This is a genomic window from Streptomyces albospinus (genome assembly GCF_014648695.1).
In the GTDB taxonomy this organism is placed as follows: Bacteria; Actinomycetota; Actinomycetes; order Streptomycetales; family Streptomycetaceae; genus Streptomyces; species Streptomyces albospinus.
The window spans coordinates 31,198-46,898 of record NZ_BMRP01000022.1; the positions used below are offsets into that span (position 1 = coordinate 31,198).

Annotated in this window: 11 protein-coding genes; 4 read left to right on the forward strand and 7 right to left on the reverse strand. The window is 71.1% G+C overall.

Annotated features, from left to right (window positions below):
* Positions 1–68 precede the first annotated feature (68 nt).
* Positions 69–626, reverse strand: a complete 558-nt coding sequence (locus IEZ17_RS26625) for a PadR family transcriptional regulator (protein WP_189304351.1) — start codon at positions 624–626, stop codon at positions 69–71.
* Between the two features lie 299 nt (positions 627–925).
* Positions 926–1,942: an aromatic ring-hydroxylating oxygenase subunit alpha gene (locus IEZ17_RS26630; RefSeq protein WP_189304353.1), complete on the reverse strand. Its 1,017-nt coding sequence runs from the start codon at positions 1,940–1,942 to the stop codon at positions 926–928.
* Between the two features lie 210 nt (positions 1,943–2,152).
* On the opposite strand from IEZ17_RS26630, the gene IEZ17_RS26635 reads away from it, so the two are divergent.
* Complete coding sequence (locus IEZ17_RS26635; protein ID WP_229852667.1) at positions 2,153–3,694, forward strand: flavin-containing monooxygenase; 1,542 nt, start codon at positions 2,153–2,155, stop codon at positions 3,692–3,694.
* A 439-nt stretch (positions 3,695–4,133) separates the two neighbouring features.
* Here IEZ17_RS26635 and IEZ17_RS26640 read toward each other — a convergent pair whose 3' ends face one another.
* A complete protein-coding gene (locus IEZ17_RS26640) occupies positions 4,134–4,685 on the reverse strand; it encodes a DUF4142 domain-containing protein (RefSeq protein ID WP_189304357.1) in 552 nt (183 codons plus the stop codon).
* Between the two features lie 475 nt (positions 4,686–5,160).
* Positions 5,161–6,780 (reverse strand): amidohydrolase, encoded by a 1,620-nt coding sequence (locus tag IEZ17_RS26645; protein WP_189304360.1) that lies wholly within the window; start codon positions 6,778–6,780, stop codon positions 5,161–5,163.
* Between the two features lie 226 nt (positions 6,781–7,006).
* Between IEZ17_RS26645 and IEZ17_RS26650 the strand changes: the two genes are divergently transcribed.
* Positions 7,007–7,912: an AsnC family transcriptional regulator gene (locus IEZ17_RS26650; protein ID WP_229852681.1), complete on the forward strand. Its 906-nt coding sequence runs from the start codon at positions 7,007–7,009 to the stop codon at positions 7,910–7,912.
* Between the two features lie 454 nt (positions 7,913–8,366).
* Here IEZ17_RS26650 and IEZ17_RS26655 read toward each other — a convergent pair whose 3' ends face one another.
* From IEZ17_RS26655 to IEZ17_RS26665, 3 genes are all read right to left on the reverse strand, one after another.
* Positions 8,367–10,676 carry an ABC transporter permease gene (locus IEZ17_RS26655; protein WP_189304362.1) on the reverse strand — a complete coding sequence of 770 codons (2,310 nt, stop codon included), beginning with the start codon at positions 10,674–10,676 and terminating at the stop codon, positions 8,367–8,369.
* 4 nt (positions 10,677–10,680) lie between these two features.
* Positions 10,681–11,409 carry an ABC transporter ATP-binding protein gene (locus IEZ17_RS26660; protein ID WP_189304486.1) on the reverse strand — a complete coding sequence of 243 codons (729 nt, stop codon included), beginning with the start codon at positions 11,407–11,409 and terminating at the stop codon, positions 10,681–10,683.
* Between the two features lie 74 nt (positions 11,410–11,483).
* Positions 11,484–11,987 (reverse strand): PadR family transcriptional regulator, encoded by a 504-nt coding sequence (locus tag IEZ17_RS26665; RefSeq protein WP_189304364.1) that lies wholly within the window; start codon positions 11,985–11,987, stop codon positions 11,484–11,486.
* Between the two features lie 283 nt (positions 11,988–12,270).
* Here IEZ17_RS26665 and IEZ17_RS26670 point away from each other — a divergent pair, with 283 nt between their 5' ends.
* A complete protein-coding gene (locus IEZ17_RS26670) occupies positions 12,271–13,539 on the forward strand; it encodes an ABC transporter substrate-binding protein (RefSeq protein ID WP_189304366.1) in 1,269 nt (422 codons plus the stop codon).
* A 407-nt stretch (positions 13,540–13,946) separates the two neighbouring features.
* Positions 13,947–15,674: a glycoside hydrolase family 13 protein gene (locus IEZ17_RS26675; protein WP_189304368.1), complete on the forward strand. Its 1,728-nt coding sequence runs from the start codon at positions 13,947–13,949 to the stop codon at positions 15,672–15,674.
* The last annotated feature ends 27 nt before the right edge of the window (positions 15,675–15,701 follow it).

A 15,701-nucleotide genomic window follows, 5' to 3' on the forward strand; every position in this document is an offset into this window, starting at 1 on the left:
TGAGGGTGGTGACGGAGAGCTTCAGGGCGCGCCGGTGGACGGCGGGCCGGGAGTGCTTCGGTGGTGGTTCAGCGCTCGGGGCCGAGTCGGTGGAGGGTGGCGAGCACGTCGTCGAGCCAGGCGAGGGTCATCTGCTCATACGCGATGCCGCCGCGCAGCACGACGTGCTGGAGCTCCTGCCCGGCATCGAGCGCGGCGGGGGCCTCGGGGCCGGTGAAGTCCCGTCGCTCCCCGGCGAGATAGTGCGCGAGCCGGTCGGAGTGCGCCTGCTGGTGCCGCTCGACCTCACGGATCAGCGCGGCCGGGTCGTCGAAGGCCGCGCCGCGGATCTTCACGGCGAGCTCGTGCCGGACGCTCTCGGGTTCGATCGGCTCATGGAGCCATGCGGAGAGCACGGCCCGGCCCGGGGCGGCCACCGAGTACTCCTTCTTGTCCGGCCGGGCCTGCTGCGGCACCTCTCGGACATCGATCCACCCGTCGCCCTCCATGCGCTTGAGGACGCGGTAGATCTGCTGATGGGTGGCGGTCCAGAAGTACCCGATGGACCGGTCGAACCGCCGGGCCAGCTCATAGCCGGAGCCCGGCTGCTCCAGTAGAGAGACGAGGATCGCGTGTTCGAGCGCCATACCTCGATCCTTCTATGCAACTCGTTGCATAGACAAGTGCGCGGCTCCCGGTGAGACGAGGCTCACCCGGGCGGCACAACGGGAGCCGGCCCGGGACCCGACGTCGGCACCGGCGCCCATCGGTCGACACCCGCGGAGTGACGAGTGCGTAGGTTAGCCTTGCCTAAGTGTGTGCTGTCTGGATCCGACCGCCTGTCCGGGAGCCGCCCTTTGGGGCGTGTGGTGGTCACGAACGTCGCGTCCGGGTTCGCGCGGAACGGCGGCGGCAACAGCGGGATCGGCACCGCCATCGCGTTCCCTCAGGGTGCGGGGTAGAACTGGCGGGCCCAGCGGCGGAAGCAGCCGATGGCCTCGTCGCTTGCCGCGAGACGGGGGCGCGGCTCGTAGCGCTTGGTGTTCCACATCCTCAGATCCTGACGGACCTTGCTGACCGCGGTCCTCAATATCCCGCCGGCGAAAGCCCGGTGCAGGCCACGCCGTGGGGGTGAGGCTCCGGTGCCGTCCGGTGCGCGGATGTCCGCACAGGCCGTCGCCACCAGCATGTGGGTGCGCCGGGGTCCGGTCGGGGTGTGCATGGCCCACAGGCAGCTGACGAGACCGAGCGACGGCAGCGGGAGTTCGACTCGGAGATATCCCAGCCCCGCCATGAGGAACGCATGGTCGGCCTGGATCTTCCGCTTGAGGACGGGAGCCCGGTCCGGCCCGAGACGCAGACGCATGCGCAGGAGTGGGCCATGGGTCGTCGGCGGGTCCAGTTCTCGCACGGCCACGTGGTGCAGGACGGGTAGATGCCGGTGGTCGAGGGTGTTCTCGATGATTTCCTGGGCGTAGGTGTGCACCTCCGTACTCCAGGCGGCCGTGGGAACGACTCCGGCCTGAGCGGTGTCGGGGACTTCCCAGGTGGGTGGGGCGCCATCCGGTTCGTACCAGGCGAAGACGAAGCCGTTGCGCTCGCTGAGGGTGTGGTGGTGCAGGCGGGTGCGCGGCGGTGGGCCGACGGGCGTGCTGACACAGGTGCCGTCGGGGGCGAACGCGAAGCGGTGGAAGGGGCACACCAGGTTCTGGCCGTGCACGGTGCCGCCCGCCCCGAGATGAGCGCCGAGGCGTGGGCAGTAGGGGTGCACGGTGCGGGGCCGGCCGTCGCGGGTGCGGTAGAGGACGATGTCCTGATCCATGAGGCGGCGGGTCAGGACACCGCCGGGGACGAGTTCGCGGGAGCGTGCCAGGCAGAACCAGCCGCTGGGGTAGGGCAGATGCCGCCCTGGTTCTTCGACGGCGGGGTGCGGACCACGAGACCCGGGCAGTTCGTCCCTCATCGTGATGACCGGCAGACAACCACAGGGAAGGGCAGTGGATATCGCCCCTCCGGCAAGGTCACTCATATGAGGTATCTGCTGGCCATCACTCCATGCCCGATTCCCGACGAGCCTACGATTGGTTGCCCTGAGTGAGTAGTTGGGGCGGTTGGGTAGTTGGGGCGGCTCGGCATCACGGCCGGGATGCTCACGAGGCAGGCAGGGGCAGCCGTGGCTGGGGGAAGTACCGACAGCGGTCGTCAGGCAGCGGAGGTCGTCGTCATCGGGGCCGGCCTCTCCGGCGTGGCCGCCGTGATCGCACTGCGCAGGGCCGGGATCGGTGACATCGTGGTGCTGGAGAAATCCGGTCGCCTCGGCGGGACTTGGCGCGACAGCACCTATCCCGGCTGCGGGTGCGACGTGCCGTCGATGCTGTACGAGTACTCCTTCGCCCCCCACGCCTGGAGCCGGTGCTTCGCCGACCGGTCCGAAATCCTCGACTACCTCCGGACCACTGCGGCAACCCACGGCGCGGACACGGCGATCCGCTACGACACCGAGGTACTGAGCAGCCGCTGGGAGCCGGACGCGCACCGCTGGAACCTGCGGACCACGTCGGGCACGTACACGGCCCGGGCCGTGATCGTCGCCACCGGCCCCTGGCACCAGCCTCGCTATCCCGACATCCCCGGCCTCGGCACGTTCCCGGGCACGGCCTTCCACTCCGCCCGTTGGAACCACGACGCCGACCTGACCGGACGCAGAGTCGCGGTGGTCGGTACCGGAGCGTCCACCGTCCAGTTCCTGCCCGAGATCCAGCCGGAGGCGGCCGTCGTCGACGTCTTCCAGAGCACACCGAACTGGGTACTCCCGAAACCCGACTACTCCCTCTCGCCGGACATCCACCGCTTCCTCGGACAGCACCCGGCAGCACGCCGTGCACTCCGCGGCCTGCACCATCGGACCCAGGAAGCCATCGGCGTACCCCTGCGCCACCCCCGCCTGTTGGGACCACTGGAGGCTGTGGCCCGCCTCCATCTGCGTACCTCCGTACCGGACCGCGCCCTGCGCCGGGCACTCACCCCTCACTACCGCATCGGCACCCGCCGCCTGATCACCTCCGACACCTACTACCCCGCCCTCACCCGACCCAACGTGCGGCTGCACCCCACCCGCGTGACCGCCGTGGCGGGGCCCCACATCATCGGCGCCGACGGCACCCGCACCCGCGCCGACATCATCGTCCTCGCCACCGGCTACCACATCGGCGACATCCCCCTGGCGGACCACCTGTACGGCACCAACGGCACGACACTGGCCCGCACTTGGGCCGACAACCGCCGTGCCTACCTGGGCACCAGCGTCAGCGGATACCCCAACCTCTTCCTCCTCCTCGGCCCGAACCTGCTCACCGGCACCACCGCCGTCCCCACCGTCCTCGAAGCCCAACTCCGCTACATCACCACCGCTCTGACCCACCTGCGCACCAGCGGATGCGCCGCACTGGACGTCAGACCCGAAGCCGAAGAAGCCCACCAACAGGCCCTGCACGAGGCGCTGCGCACCACCGTCTACAACACCGCCGGCGGCTCCGGTTACTACTTCGGCCTCCCTGGCGTCAACACCTTCTGCTGGCCCTGGTCAACCGCCAGGCTCGTCAAACGCCTGCACGCCTTCGACCCGGACGTCTACACCTGGACGGTGCCGCTGCCGGCCCAGGCCGGCCCCGAGCGGGACAGCCTGCCAACCTGTCCGCCGGGCCGGCTCCCATAGATCCCGGTCATGCGCCCGTCAACGGCGCGGCGGCGGTGCAGAACTGGCGGACCCAGCGGCGCCAGACGGTGACGGGCCGTCGTCCTCGACTGGGCTGGGGCGGGGGTGGTACCGGTGCTACGCGGTGCCGCAGAATGCCGAGGCGTCGCGCACGTTGTCCACGGCACAGCGGCGGATCGACAACGGGTGTGCGGCCGGCGCTCGAATGATCCGCCAGTCAGCCGAAGCTGCACGAGACCCTGTTCGCGGTGCCGGATGCTCGGCCCGGACTCGATTCGCGAGGCCACCTTCCTCTTCCGAGCGACGAACCGACTCACTCCGTACCCGGGCCTCGGTGCTGCAACCGCATGGCACACCACATGCAGTTGCAGCACCGGCCGCAGAGCGGCGGCACGCGCTGCTGCCGCCGCTCTCCGACTGCCGTCTCCGGTGCCGGCGGTCAGGATCGGGTGCCTGTCCGACCCTTGACGGTGTGGCAGACTCCGCCGCTGACCGCCTGGAGGTGCAGTGCCACCGTGGGCCGGGCACCCCGGGCGAGCGCGCGGGTCTTGGCGCTCTTGCCGGAGGACACTTCCTTGTCGATCAGTGCGAGGGCCTGCCGGTGGCTCATGTCCTGGCCCTGCAACCACACCCGGTTGTAGTCCCGCTTGCCGTGCAAGGGCTTCAGCGTGGCGAGCTGTTTCTGCTGGGCGGTGCCCGCCTTGGAGGACAGGGTGATGCCCTTGCTGCGGGCCAGCGCCACGACCTGCGTATCGAACTTGGTGTGGTCGCGCACGAACATGTCCGCCACCTGTTTCACACAGGTGCTGGTGGAGTGCTTCTGGGCATCCTTGGCGGTGGCGATCTCGGTGAGATTGCCCTGGTGGATCGTCTTGAGGAAGGTGGCGTCGGGTCCGGTGACCGGGGCTGCCGCCGTGGCCGGAACGGTGAGTCCGGCCATGGCGAGCGCCATGGTTGCGACAGCTGTGCCGCACGGGCGGTTCATTCGCATGGTGTCCTCCACGTGTCCGTGGAACCGGATGATGAGCCGGCCGACGGGCCGGGCGCCGCGTGCAGCGGACGCGCCGTACCCGCCGTCTACCGGGCCATGCTGACCGCCTTCGCCATCCGCCCGCCTTCCGAGCCACCCGGTGGAAGTGGAAACATCCCCGGGGAATCCGGGCCTGGCCTGAGCAACGTGACCATGCGCGGTCGCATGACCAGGTACGCCCGAACGGGTGAAGAGGAGGCGCCGCCACGATCAGGACTCCGCCCCGCGCCGCCGCCCGCCCCGCCCCGTGTTCTTCGGCAAGTACGGCTCAAGGCGAAGCCCACTCCCGATCCGACAGACAGTAGGCGTGGGCCACTCGCGGGTGGCTACCGCGGGCGCGTGGCGTCCGTGGTAGCCACGAGTTCGGTTCCGCCACCGGTGTGGCGGACGCCCTGAGCAACCATCGCGTCGCGAACGAAGGCATGGACGGCTTGGCTCACTGCGCGGCAGCGGGGGAGACCAGAAGCCCACCGACGAAGGTGTGGGTGGGGCTGAGGTCGCGCAGAGTGTCGCCGGGGCAGCGAGCGGGGTCCTGGTCCCAGACGGTGAGGTCGGCGAGGCGGCCGGGGGCGAGGGTGCCGCGCAGATTCTCCTCACCACACAGGCGGGCGGCGTGGGTGGTGTGCAGGGTGAGGGCCTCGTCGTAGGTGATGGCATGCTCGGGGCCCTTGACGCCGATGACGGTCTGCCGGGTGGTCATGCCCCAGACGGAGCGCATGGCGCCGAACTGTCCGACGGGGAAGTCGGATCCCGCGCTTACCTGGGCGCCCTGGTCGAGCCAGCCTCGGGCGGGGAAGAGCCGGGCGACGCGTTCCGGTCCCCAGTAGCCCTCTTCCACCTCGGCGGTGTCGTGCAGCAGCGGCTGCTGGATGGTGACGGGGATGCCCAGGGCCACAGCGCGGGCGCGCTGCTCATGGCCGGCCAGGCCGCCGTGCTCCATCACCAGGGTGCCGGCAGGCAGGCCTGAGTTGCGGTCGAGGACGCGTTCGTAGACGTCCAGGAGGATGCGGACCGCGCGGTCGCCGTAGGCGTGGGTGCCGACCCGCCAGCCACGCCGGACCACGGCCTCGACCGCCTCGGCCAATGTGTCGGGCTCCCAGGTCAGTGTTCCGGAGAAGCCGTGGTCGCAGGCGTACGGCTCTTCGGTGGCCCCGGCCTCCAGGCCGCCGTCGAACCCGAACTTCACTCCCCACACCCGCAGCCACGGGTCGGAGCCGTAGCGCCAGTCCTCCATGACGTCGAGCAGTTCCCCCACCTGGGCCGCGCTGGTCATGCCGAGTGCCGAGATCAGGGCCCGCACCCGGGTGCTCAGCGCCCCCGCCTCGCGGGCGGCGAGGAGCGCCGCGTAGTCGTCGGGGGTGACCGCGCAGTCGCGCACGGTGCCGATGCCGGTCGCGGCGTACCGGCTGCTGGCCAGGCGCAGTCCGTCGATGCGCTGGGCCAGGTCCGGGGCCGGGAACAAGCGCTCCACCAGGGGCAGGGCGTTGTCTATCAGTCGTCCGTCGAGCCTGCCGTCGGCGTCGCGGCCGATGACACCGCCCGGCGGTACCGGGGTGTCCCCGGTGATGCCCGCCAGGCGCAGCGCGTAGGTGTTGACGACGTCGTTGTGGCCGCCGCGCTTGACCAGGACCGGGTGGCGGTCGGTGGCCCGGTCGAGTTCGACCGCGGTGGGCATCCGCCGTTCGACCAGGTTGAGTTCCTGCCAGTTGGTGGTGGTGCGGATCCACTCGCCCTCGGGGGTGGTCCTGGCCCGTTGCCGGATCAGGTCCAGGAGTTCGGGGATGGTGCGCGCCCGGTGAACGGGCACGTCGTGCATGCCGTGGGCGGCGAAGATCAGGTGGGTGTGGGTGTCGTCGAACGCGGGCAGCACCGTGGCGCCGGGCAGGTCGTGGACGGTGGTGCGAGCGCCCACCCAGTGGTCGAGGCCGTTCGGGTCGGGGGAGAGGGCCGTGATGCGGTCACCCCGCACGGCCAGCGCCCGCTGCGGGGCCTGACCGGGCACCAGCGTGTGCACCGCACCGGCCCGGATCACCAGGTCGGCTCCGTGATCAGTCATCGTCGTCTCCAGGCCGTCTCGACAGCGTTCGATGCGTGTCAGCGGCGCCGCGAGTGGCCCGAGCCATACTCAGCAGTCCGGTTGCCGATCGCGTCCGCTGACCAGACCGTTGTACGGGCCGCCAGCGCATATACGTACATTCAGCGGCTCTTGACGCAGGAAATGCGCCACAACAGCGACCTATCATGCAGATCATGCGCCATAGCTCGACGAGACGGACCGCCGGATTGCGGCTTCCCTTCTCGCTTCACCGCGTGCCTCCTGGCGCGAGGTGGCACGCTGCCTGGGCCTGTCCGAGCGCACCGTCGTACGCCGCGCCGCACCGCTGTACACCGACGGCACTCTCCGTGCGACGGCCGTCCGCAACCCGGCCTGCTTCCCGCACCTGATCCCCATCGCCCTGCGCATCCGCTGTCGCCCGAACAAGATCCGTCATGTCGCCCACGCGCTGGCCCGCCGCACCGACACGGTCTGGGTCGACATCCTCGGCGGCGGCGACGAGATCTCCACGATCTTCTTCCTCGACGGCCCCGACGCCCGCAACACACTGCTGCTGCGCGACCTGCCCGCCACCGACGCCGTCGGCTCCTGGACCGCCCACTCCCTGCTGCGCGTCTTCCCCACCGCGTTCCGCTGGACCGCAGGTCTCCTCTCACCCCAAGAGCTGGACCAGCTCATCCCCTGTCCCGCACCCCCGACAGCGCCTGCTCCGCCTCTGGGCATCGACACCGCGCTGATCACGGCGCTGACCGAGGACGGCCGGACCAGCTACACCGAACTCGCCCGCCGCGCCGGCACCACCGCGCTCACCGCCCGCCGACGACTCGACGCGCTCGTGCGCGGCCAGGCCGTGCGCCTGGCGACCGAGGTCGATCTCGCCCTGCTCGGCGCGCACACCGAAGCCCTGCTGTGGATCGCGGTGCGGCCCGGCGCACTTCAGGAGGCCGCTGGATCACCCAACTGTCCGCGACCCTCTATTCGGGCACTGCCCTGTTCGACCGTCCCCGGCCGACAGCGAACGGCTCGCCGCCTCCGACCGCCCCACCCAGGGTCCGTGGCCCGCAGACCGCGATCGCCGGTGCCACACTGGCGCTCAACTTGCTGGCATACGTGCTGGAACGACGCCGCGTGAGCTAGGAACACGGCGGCCGGCAAGGCGATCCAGGCGGCAGCGTCGACCGCAACAACCGGCGGGAGGAGCGGAGTTGCGTGCTCGTACGCACACCAGCAGCCAACGCCGCGCGGAGCTGCGAGAGCCGCCGGCGGGGAGGGCGGACAGCGAGCCCCGAGGACATCGCGGTCCTGTGGCCCCGTACCTCTGTTACAGGGCTCGGGTGTGGAGGTTCACGGCTCAGGTCGGACACCGTGGTGGGCCGGAGGTGCCTCCCTCTCAAGGCCGTGGAGGCAGGCCTTCGGCGGCGTAGGCGAAGGTGCGCGGCCCCGCCGCGTCCCGCGACCGCGGCAATGGTGTCGGCGTCGATGACGAAGGCGTTGCCTTACGGGACGGGGCAGTCGACGAGGTGTTCGCTGCCGTGCGCCGGACTCGGTGGGCGGGGAGCCGCGCCGCTCCGAGGCCCGCCTGGTGGTCAAGTCCGGCTTGCGCTCAGCACCGTGGTGATCCGGGCCCGGGTCGCTCGGGTGGCCGGGACAACCGAGACGCAGGCGGCCACCGCCACCGCGACGGCACCGGCGAGCAGCAGGGTCTCCGGTGCGGGCATCCGCGCGATGCCCGCACCGACGCCGCTGGCCTGGCCCTCCATATTGATCAGGCGGTCCGACAGCAGCACCCCGAGCCCGGTGCCGACCAGCACCGCCACCATGGCGAGCAGCCCGGTGCTGGTCACGATGATGGCGGTGACCTGCCGTGGCGTCAGGCCCATGGCTCTCAGGACACCGAGGTCGCGGATGTGGTCGCGCAGGCCGGAGGCGGTGGCGGTGACCAGTTCGGCGAGGCCGATCAGCGTCAGGACCCCGACCAGCCCGACGACCACCACGCGGACCATGCCCAGCCGGTCCGCCGGGTTGGCCACCGATCGTACGTCGAGGCGGCCGTGGGACGCCGCGATCAGGTCCGCCCGCACCGCCTTCGGATCCGCCCCCGGGCGCAGCACCAGCGCGTCGTACTGCGTCTTGGGCGGTCCGCCGGGTCCGGCCAGCGCACCCAGCTCCACCGAGAGCATCTCCCCGTTGTGATCGGGTTCGATGTCCCGACCGACGATGTGCAGGATGTGCGGGGTCCCCCCGGCCATGACCCGCACCCACTCGCCCACCCTGGCATGCAGCAGGTCGAGCGCCCCCTGCCCGGCCACCGCCTCGTCCTCGTCGCGGATGAGGTGGCCTGCGGCGAGGGCGAACGGATAGGGGTGGTCGGCGGTGCCCAACGCGCGAACGGTGATCGTTGTGGTCTCTCCGGGCACGAGTGCCGGCGTCTCCACTCCCGGATACGCGGCTGCCACTTCGGGCTGCCGGGTGAGCAGGCGGCGCGCTTCCGCGTCGCCCATGCCACTGGGCCGTGCGGTCAGGCTCGCCGCCAGTCCCAGCTGCCGGGGGTGGTCCTGGAAGCCGTCCAACGTGGCCCAACTGCCCAGCGCCACGGTGATCATCATGATCGGGATGGCGAGCCGGGCAACGGTGAGCCCGGCGCGCAGTGGGCGGTGGAACGCCGCCCGGCTGCCCAGTGCCAGCGCCGGAGGGAGCTTCAGCAGCAGCGCGAGGCGGGCCAGTCGGGAGATCCCGCTGGCCGGGTGGTTGGCGCGTACCGTGGGCGCGGCCGGAATCCGTCCGGCTCGCCAGGCCGGGAGGACGGTGGCCAGGGCGATGCTGAGCACCACCCCCGCACCCGTTGCCGCCAGCGCACCGGCGTGGGCGGGTTCGGCCTGCCACAGACCCATGGCCTCCCCGAGCGCCCCCGGCAGCAGCGGGCCGAAGAGGCTGGCCGCGCCCGCTCCCAGGACCATCCCGGCCAGTGCCAGGGCGGTGTGCTCGTACAGGAAGAGCCGCACCACCTGCGCCGGGGTGAAGCCGATGGTCTTGAGCACGGCGATGTCCCGTACCTGCACCAGCACCCGGCTGCCCGCGGCGCCCGCCATGGCCAGTGCCGCCGCCACCAGTGCGACCAGGCCGAACACCCCGAGCAGCAGCCCGAGGAGCCGGTTGTCCTGGCCCATGGCGGAACGCACCTGCTGCCAGGTGGTGACCTGCGTCACCTGGCCGCTGCCCAGTGTGGTGACGACCTGCTGGGCGGTGAAGTCGGCAGCGCCCGGATCGCGCAGCCGCAGCCCGATCACCTGCTGGGTGTGGACGGGCTCGGGCACGACACGGTCCAGGGCGGAGGGCAGCACCCAGCCGAGGCCGGGCGTCCAGTCCGGGTACGAGCCCTGGTCGGCGCTGTCGGCGATGCCGAGCACCCGCATCGGCCGCGTCGCGCCGTCCCGGCCGTGGACGGTGACCGTGTTGCCCACGCCCACGCGCATCGCGTGGGCGAGCGAGCCCTCCAGCACAATGCTGTCGGGCCGGGCCGGGTCCAGCCACCGGCCGGAGCGCACCAGCGGTCGGGCCACGGACGGCGGCTCGGCGCCTGCCGCCCGTAGTTCGAGGCCGACCTTCTCGGTGCCGCGTACCAGGTCGGCGGGGGCGGTCCGGTACGGTCCGGCGACCCCGGTGACCCCGTCGAGGCGGCTGAGCGGTGCGGTGTCCGCGCCGGGACGCATGTGGATCCACACATGGGCTCCGCGGGACTGAAGGAAGATGCGCTGCCAGGGATTGGCGGCGTCCTGCAACAGTGCGTTCGCCAGGATCAACGAGACCGCGATCACCGCCGTGACCAGGACCATCAGCGTGGCCTGACCCCGGTGGGCGCGCAGGTCGGCCCGTACCCAGCGAAGCAGCGCGCGCATCGGCTCAGCCCTTCAGCCGCAGCACGTCGGCGACGGTGGTCGGGCTGGCGGAGGGGGCGTGCAGGGCGGAGTCGTCGGCTATCTCGCCGTCGTACAGGCTGATCACCCGGTCCGCGCTGCTGGCGACCCGGGCGTCATGGGTGACCAGCAGGATCGTCTGGCCGCGGGCGTGGTAGCGGGCCAGCAGGCGGAGCACGTCGCGGGTGTTGCGGCTGTCGAGGTTGCCGGTCGGCTCGTCGGCGAGCAGCAGACCCGGCTCGTTGACCAGGGCTCTGGCCAGCGCGACGCGCTGCTGTTCACCGCCGGAGAGTGCGGCGGGGGTGCTGCCGGCCCTGTCGTCGAGATCGAGTTCGGCGAACAACTCCTCGCGGCGCGTCCGGGCCTGCTTCGGGGACATCCCGGCCAGCAGGGCGGGCAGTTCCACGTTGTCGGCCGCGGTCATGTTGGTGACCAGGTTGAAGAACTGGAAGACGATTCCGACGGTCCGGCGGCGCAACAGCGACCAGCGGGCCTCGGTCAGACCGTCCACCCGCTGCCCGTCCAGCCATATCCGGCCGCTGTCGGGGCGGTCGAGCCCGCCGAGCAGGTGGAGCAGCGTGGACTTGCCCGCGCCGGAGGGCCCCATGATCGCGACGAACTCGCCGCGGTCGACGCGCAGGTCCACATGGCGTACGGCATGGGTGGCGGTCTCCGCGCCGTGGTGGACCTTGACCAGGTCCCGTGCCCAGAGCATGGCTTCGGCGGGCGGGAGGACGTGGTCGGGGTGCGCGGTCGCGGCGGCGCCCGCGGTGTCGGGGCCCGAGCGGTTCAATCCAGTTCCTCCTGACAGCGCTCCAGCCAGTCGAGGTCGGCCTGTAGGTGGAGCATGGCGCCCTCGATGAGCAGTTGTGCGGCGCGGTTGTCCCGGTCCTGCGCGGCAAGCCGCGAAAGACCCCGCATGACGTTCAGATAGTGGCGGCGCTGCGTGTTGATCAGCGCGAGCCGGTCGCTGCCACCTGCCCCGGGCGCCAGGACCAGCTTCATGAAGAACTCGTCCCGTACCCGAGGGCCCTCGGTCGGCTCGGCGAACCACGCGGCGAGTTCCTCACGGCCGGCGTCGGTGATCTCGTAGACCCGCTTGTTCGGCCGGTTGGACTGGTCGACGTCCTGGCCTTTGATCAGCCCATTCTTCTCAAGTCGCCCCAAAGTGACATAGACCTGTCCGATGTTGGGCTGAGGGTACGCCGCGCCGAAGGTTTGCTCAAGGGCTTGTTTGAGCTCGTAACCGTGGGCGGGTTCCTTGGCGAGAAGCGCCAGCAGTGGCAGGCGCACGGGCCTCGACTCCTCCTCACGTGCCGGTCGGACACGATCTCTGCTCGGACAACACGCGACCCATGACAGGGTCCGGCGCGGGCGTTATGGTTCGGCCCAGCACCCCGGCCTCGTCCACGGTTCGCGCGCGTGCTCCCGGTATCGCCACCGCAGTCGGGTGCGGGTTCGCCGCAACCGCTCCGAGCCGGCCGCGCGGACCGATGCCCTGTTCCCCTTCATAGATGCGAGGTATACATAACCGAATACTACCCCTACGCAGGGCGGTGGTGAGCTGGAGGAACGCATGCGGTGGCTCAGGGTGACGCACTGGCTGGTGGCCGGGTTGCTGCTGCTCTCCGGGTGCGCCCTGCCCGCGAGCTGGGCTCGCGCCGGTGGCGCCGACGGAACGGGACCGGTGACGCTGGTCACCGGGCGGGATCTCACCGGCTATATGCAGGGCCGGCTGGCGGTGTGGAACGCCGCCCACCCCGACCAGAAAGCCACGTTGATCCAGCTGCCCCCCGCCGCCGACGACGTGCGGGCACAGATGATCAGCAACCTCCAGGCGAAGAGCGACCGTTACGACGTGCTCAACATGGACGTGGCCTGGACCGCGGAGTTCGCCTCCGCCGGGTGGATCACCCCGCTGGATGGACAGGGCTTTCCGCTGGACAAGTTCCTCAAACCGGTGGTCGACACGGCCACCTACCGCAAGCGGCTCTACGCGGTCCCCTACGTGACCAACGCCGGAATGCTCTACTACCGCAAGGACGTCCTCGACCGGGCTCACCTCCCTCCGCCGCGGACCTGGGCCGAGCTGGCGAGCGACGCGCGGACGGTGGCACCCCGGTACGGGTTGAAGGGCTACGCCGGCCAGTTGCTGCCGTACGAGGGGCTCACCGTGAACTACGCGGAGGCGGTGCAGTCGGCGGGCGGGGCGATCCTCTCCGACGAGGGCCGGAAGGTCGCCGTCGACTCCCCCGCGGCGCTGCGGGCGCTGGACTTCCTGGTCAACGGGGTGCGCCAGGGCTGGATACCGCGCGAGTCGCTCACCTTCACGGAGGAGGAGTCGCGGCGGGCCTTCGAAGACGGCGGCTACCTGTTCATGCGCAACTGGCCGTACGCGTACGGCCTGGCCGAGGCGAAGGGCTCGAAGGTCGCCGGGAAGATCGGCGTGGCCCCGCTGCCCGGTGCCGACGGGCCGGGGTCGAGTTCGCTGGGCGGTTCCAACCTCGCGGTCAGCAGCTACTCACGGCACCAGAAGACCGCCCGCGCGCTGATCCGGTACCTGACCGGGCTCGACAACGAGCGGCAGGTGCTGGAGCAGGGCTCACTGCCGCCGGTGTGGGCGCAGCTGTACACGGATAGCGCGCTGATCAAGCGGTTCCCGTATCTGCCGGTGCTGCGGCAGAGCATCCTGTCGGCCAGGCCCCGCCCCAAGAGCCCCGAGTACGACCAGGTGAGCCTGGCGGTGGCCGGGGAGGTGCACGACGCCCTCACGCTGCGGCGGTCACCGGCCGCGGCGACGGCCGCGCTGGCACAGGACCTGAAGGCGATCCTGCGAGATCCCTGACGGCGAGCACCGCCCACCGAATCCGTCCGGCGTTCAGGGCCGGCAGTCCCGCGGGGCTGCCGGCCCTCGGCATGCCCGGACGCTGTCCGGTGGCGCCCGAAGGGCACCACCGCAACGCCGCCGACACCTGCCCGTCATGCATCCCCCCGGGCCGGGCCCGCTGACCTGGGCCTCCATCGAGCCTGGAAATTTCTGTTTCCACCGTTGACATCTACTCGACGGATATACATAACATGCATGCACCTCGCGGCGGTCGGGCGAAATCACCGGCCCCGGGGACGACGCGCATACCGCGCGGCAGCCCGGCTCGCGCGTCGTCTCTGCTGAACGGAACGGCGCCCGGTCCGGGCGATCAGAACAACTGACGGTTCCTGCGTGGGCCGTACGACGGGCCAGGATGGTGACGGATGATCGGCGCACCGGTTGAGGACAACCCGCCGAGCGCGACTGCGCGGATCGGGGCGCTGGACGCCCCGGACACTGAGAACACAACACCGTTGCCGCCCCACCGGTGGTGGCGCGACGCGGTGATCTACCAGATCTACATCCGCAGCTTCCTGGACAGCACCGGCGACGGCATCGGCGACCTGGCGGGCGTCGCGGCCGGACTGCCCTACCTCAAGCGCCTTGGTGTGGACGGTATTTGGCTCACCCCGTTCTACCCCTCACCGCAGCACGACCACGGCTACGACGTCGCGGACTACTGCGATGTGGACCCGGTCTACGGAGACCTGGCCGCATTCGACCGCCTGATCGCCGACGCGCACCGGCTCGGCCTGCGGTGCCTGGTCGACATCGTGCCCAACCACTGCTCGCGCCAGCACCCCTGGTTCCAGCAGGCACTCGCCGAAGCGCCGGGCAGCGCGGCACGCGGCCGGTTCCACTTCGCCCCGGGCCGCGGCGCGAACGGTGAGCTGCCGCCCAACAATTGGCGGGCGATGTTCGGCGGTCCCGCATGGACCCGCGTCGTCGAGCCCGACGGCACCCCGGGCGAGTGGTACCTGCACCTGTTCACGCCGGAGCAGCCGGACTTCAACTGGCGCCACCCCGACGTGGCGCAGCACTTCGAGCGGGCGCTGCGGTTCTGGCTGGACCGTGGCGTCGACGGCTTCCGCATCGACGTCGCGGCCGGGCTGTACAAGCACCCGGACCTGCCGGACTCCGCCGACCCGGGCGCGGACGAGCGCACCCGTGACTCGGTCAACCCGCTGGCCTGGAACCAGCCCGAGGTCCACCACGTGTGGCGCAGCTGGCGGGCGATCTGCGAGGAGTACACCGCGCGGGACGGACGCGAACGCCTGCTGGTCGGCGAGGTGTCGGTGCCGACCGCCGCCGAGCACGCCCGCTACGTACGGCCCGACGAGCTGCACCAGGCGTTCTTCTTCCATCTGCTGACCGCGCCCTGGGAGGCGGAGGCCTTCCAACAGGTCATCGCCGACGCTCTGCGTGACATCGCCGGGACCGGATCCACCATCACCTGGGTCCTCAACAACCACGACCAGGTCAGGTCGGTCACCCGCTACGCCGCACCGGCTCCCGCCGACAGCATCGACCTGCCCGACCTCGGCGCCGCCCGGGCCCGGGCCGCCGCCCTGCTGATGCTGGCGCTGCCCGGTGCCGCCTACGTCTACCAAGGCGAGGAGTTGGGCCTGCCCGAGGTGGTCGACCTGCCGGACGAGGCGCTGACCGACCCGATATTCCGGCGCACCGGCAGCCGGGCCAAGGTCCGCGACGGCTGCCGGGTCCCGCTGCCCTGGTCCGGACACGCCTCCCCGTTCGGCTTCACCGCGGGCGACGCCCCGGCGCGGCCGTGGCTGCCCCAGCCGGACTGGTTCGCCGACCACACCACCGAGCGGGCACTGGTCGACACCACGTCCTTCTGGCACCTCTACCGGGACGCGATCCACCTGCGCCGCAGCCTGCCCCAGCTCGGCGAGGGGCCGGTGCGCTGGCTCGACTCCCCGCCGCAGGTGCTCGCCTTCGAACGTGGCGAGGGGCTGGTGTGCGCCGTCAACTTCGGCGCCCAGCCGGTGTCCGCTCCGGTCGGCGGCCCCCCGCTGCTCGCCAGCCGTCCCTGCCCACCGGGCTCCCTGCCAGGCAACACGGCCGCCTGGTGGGTCACCGCAACTCCCTGATCCCGTACCCCGCCCCAATCAGGAGAA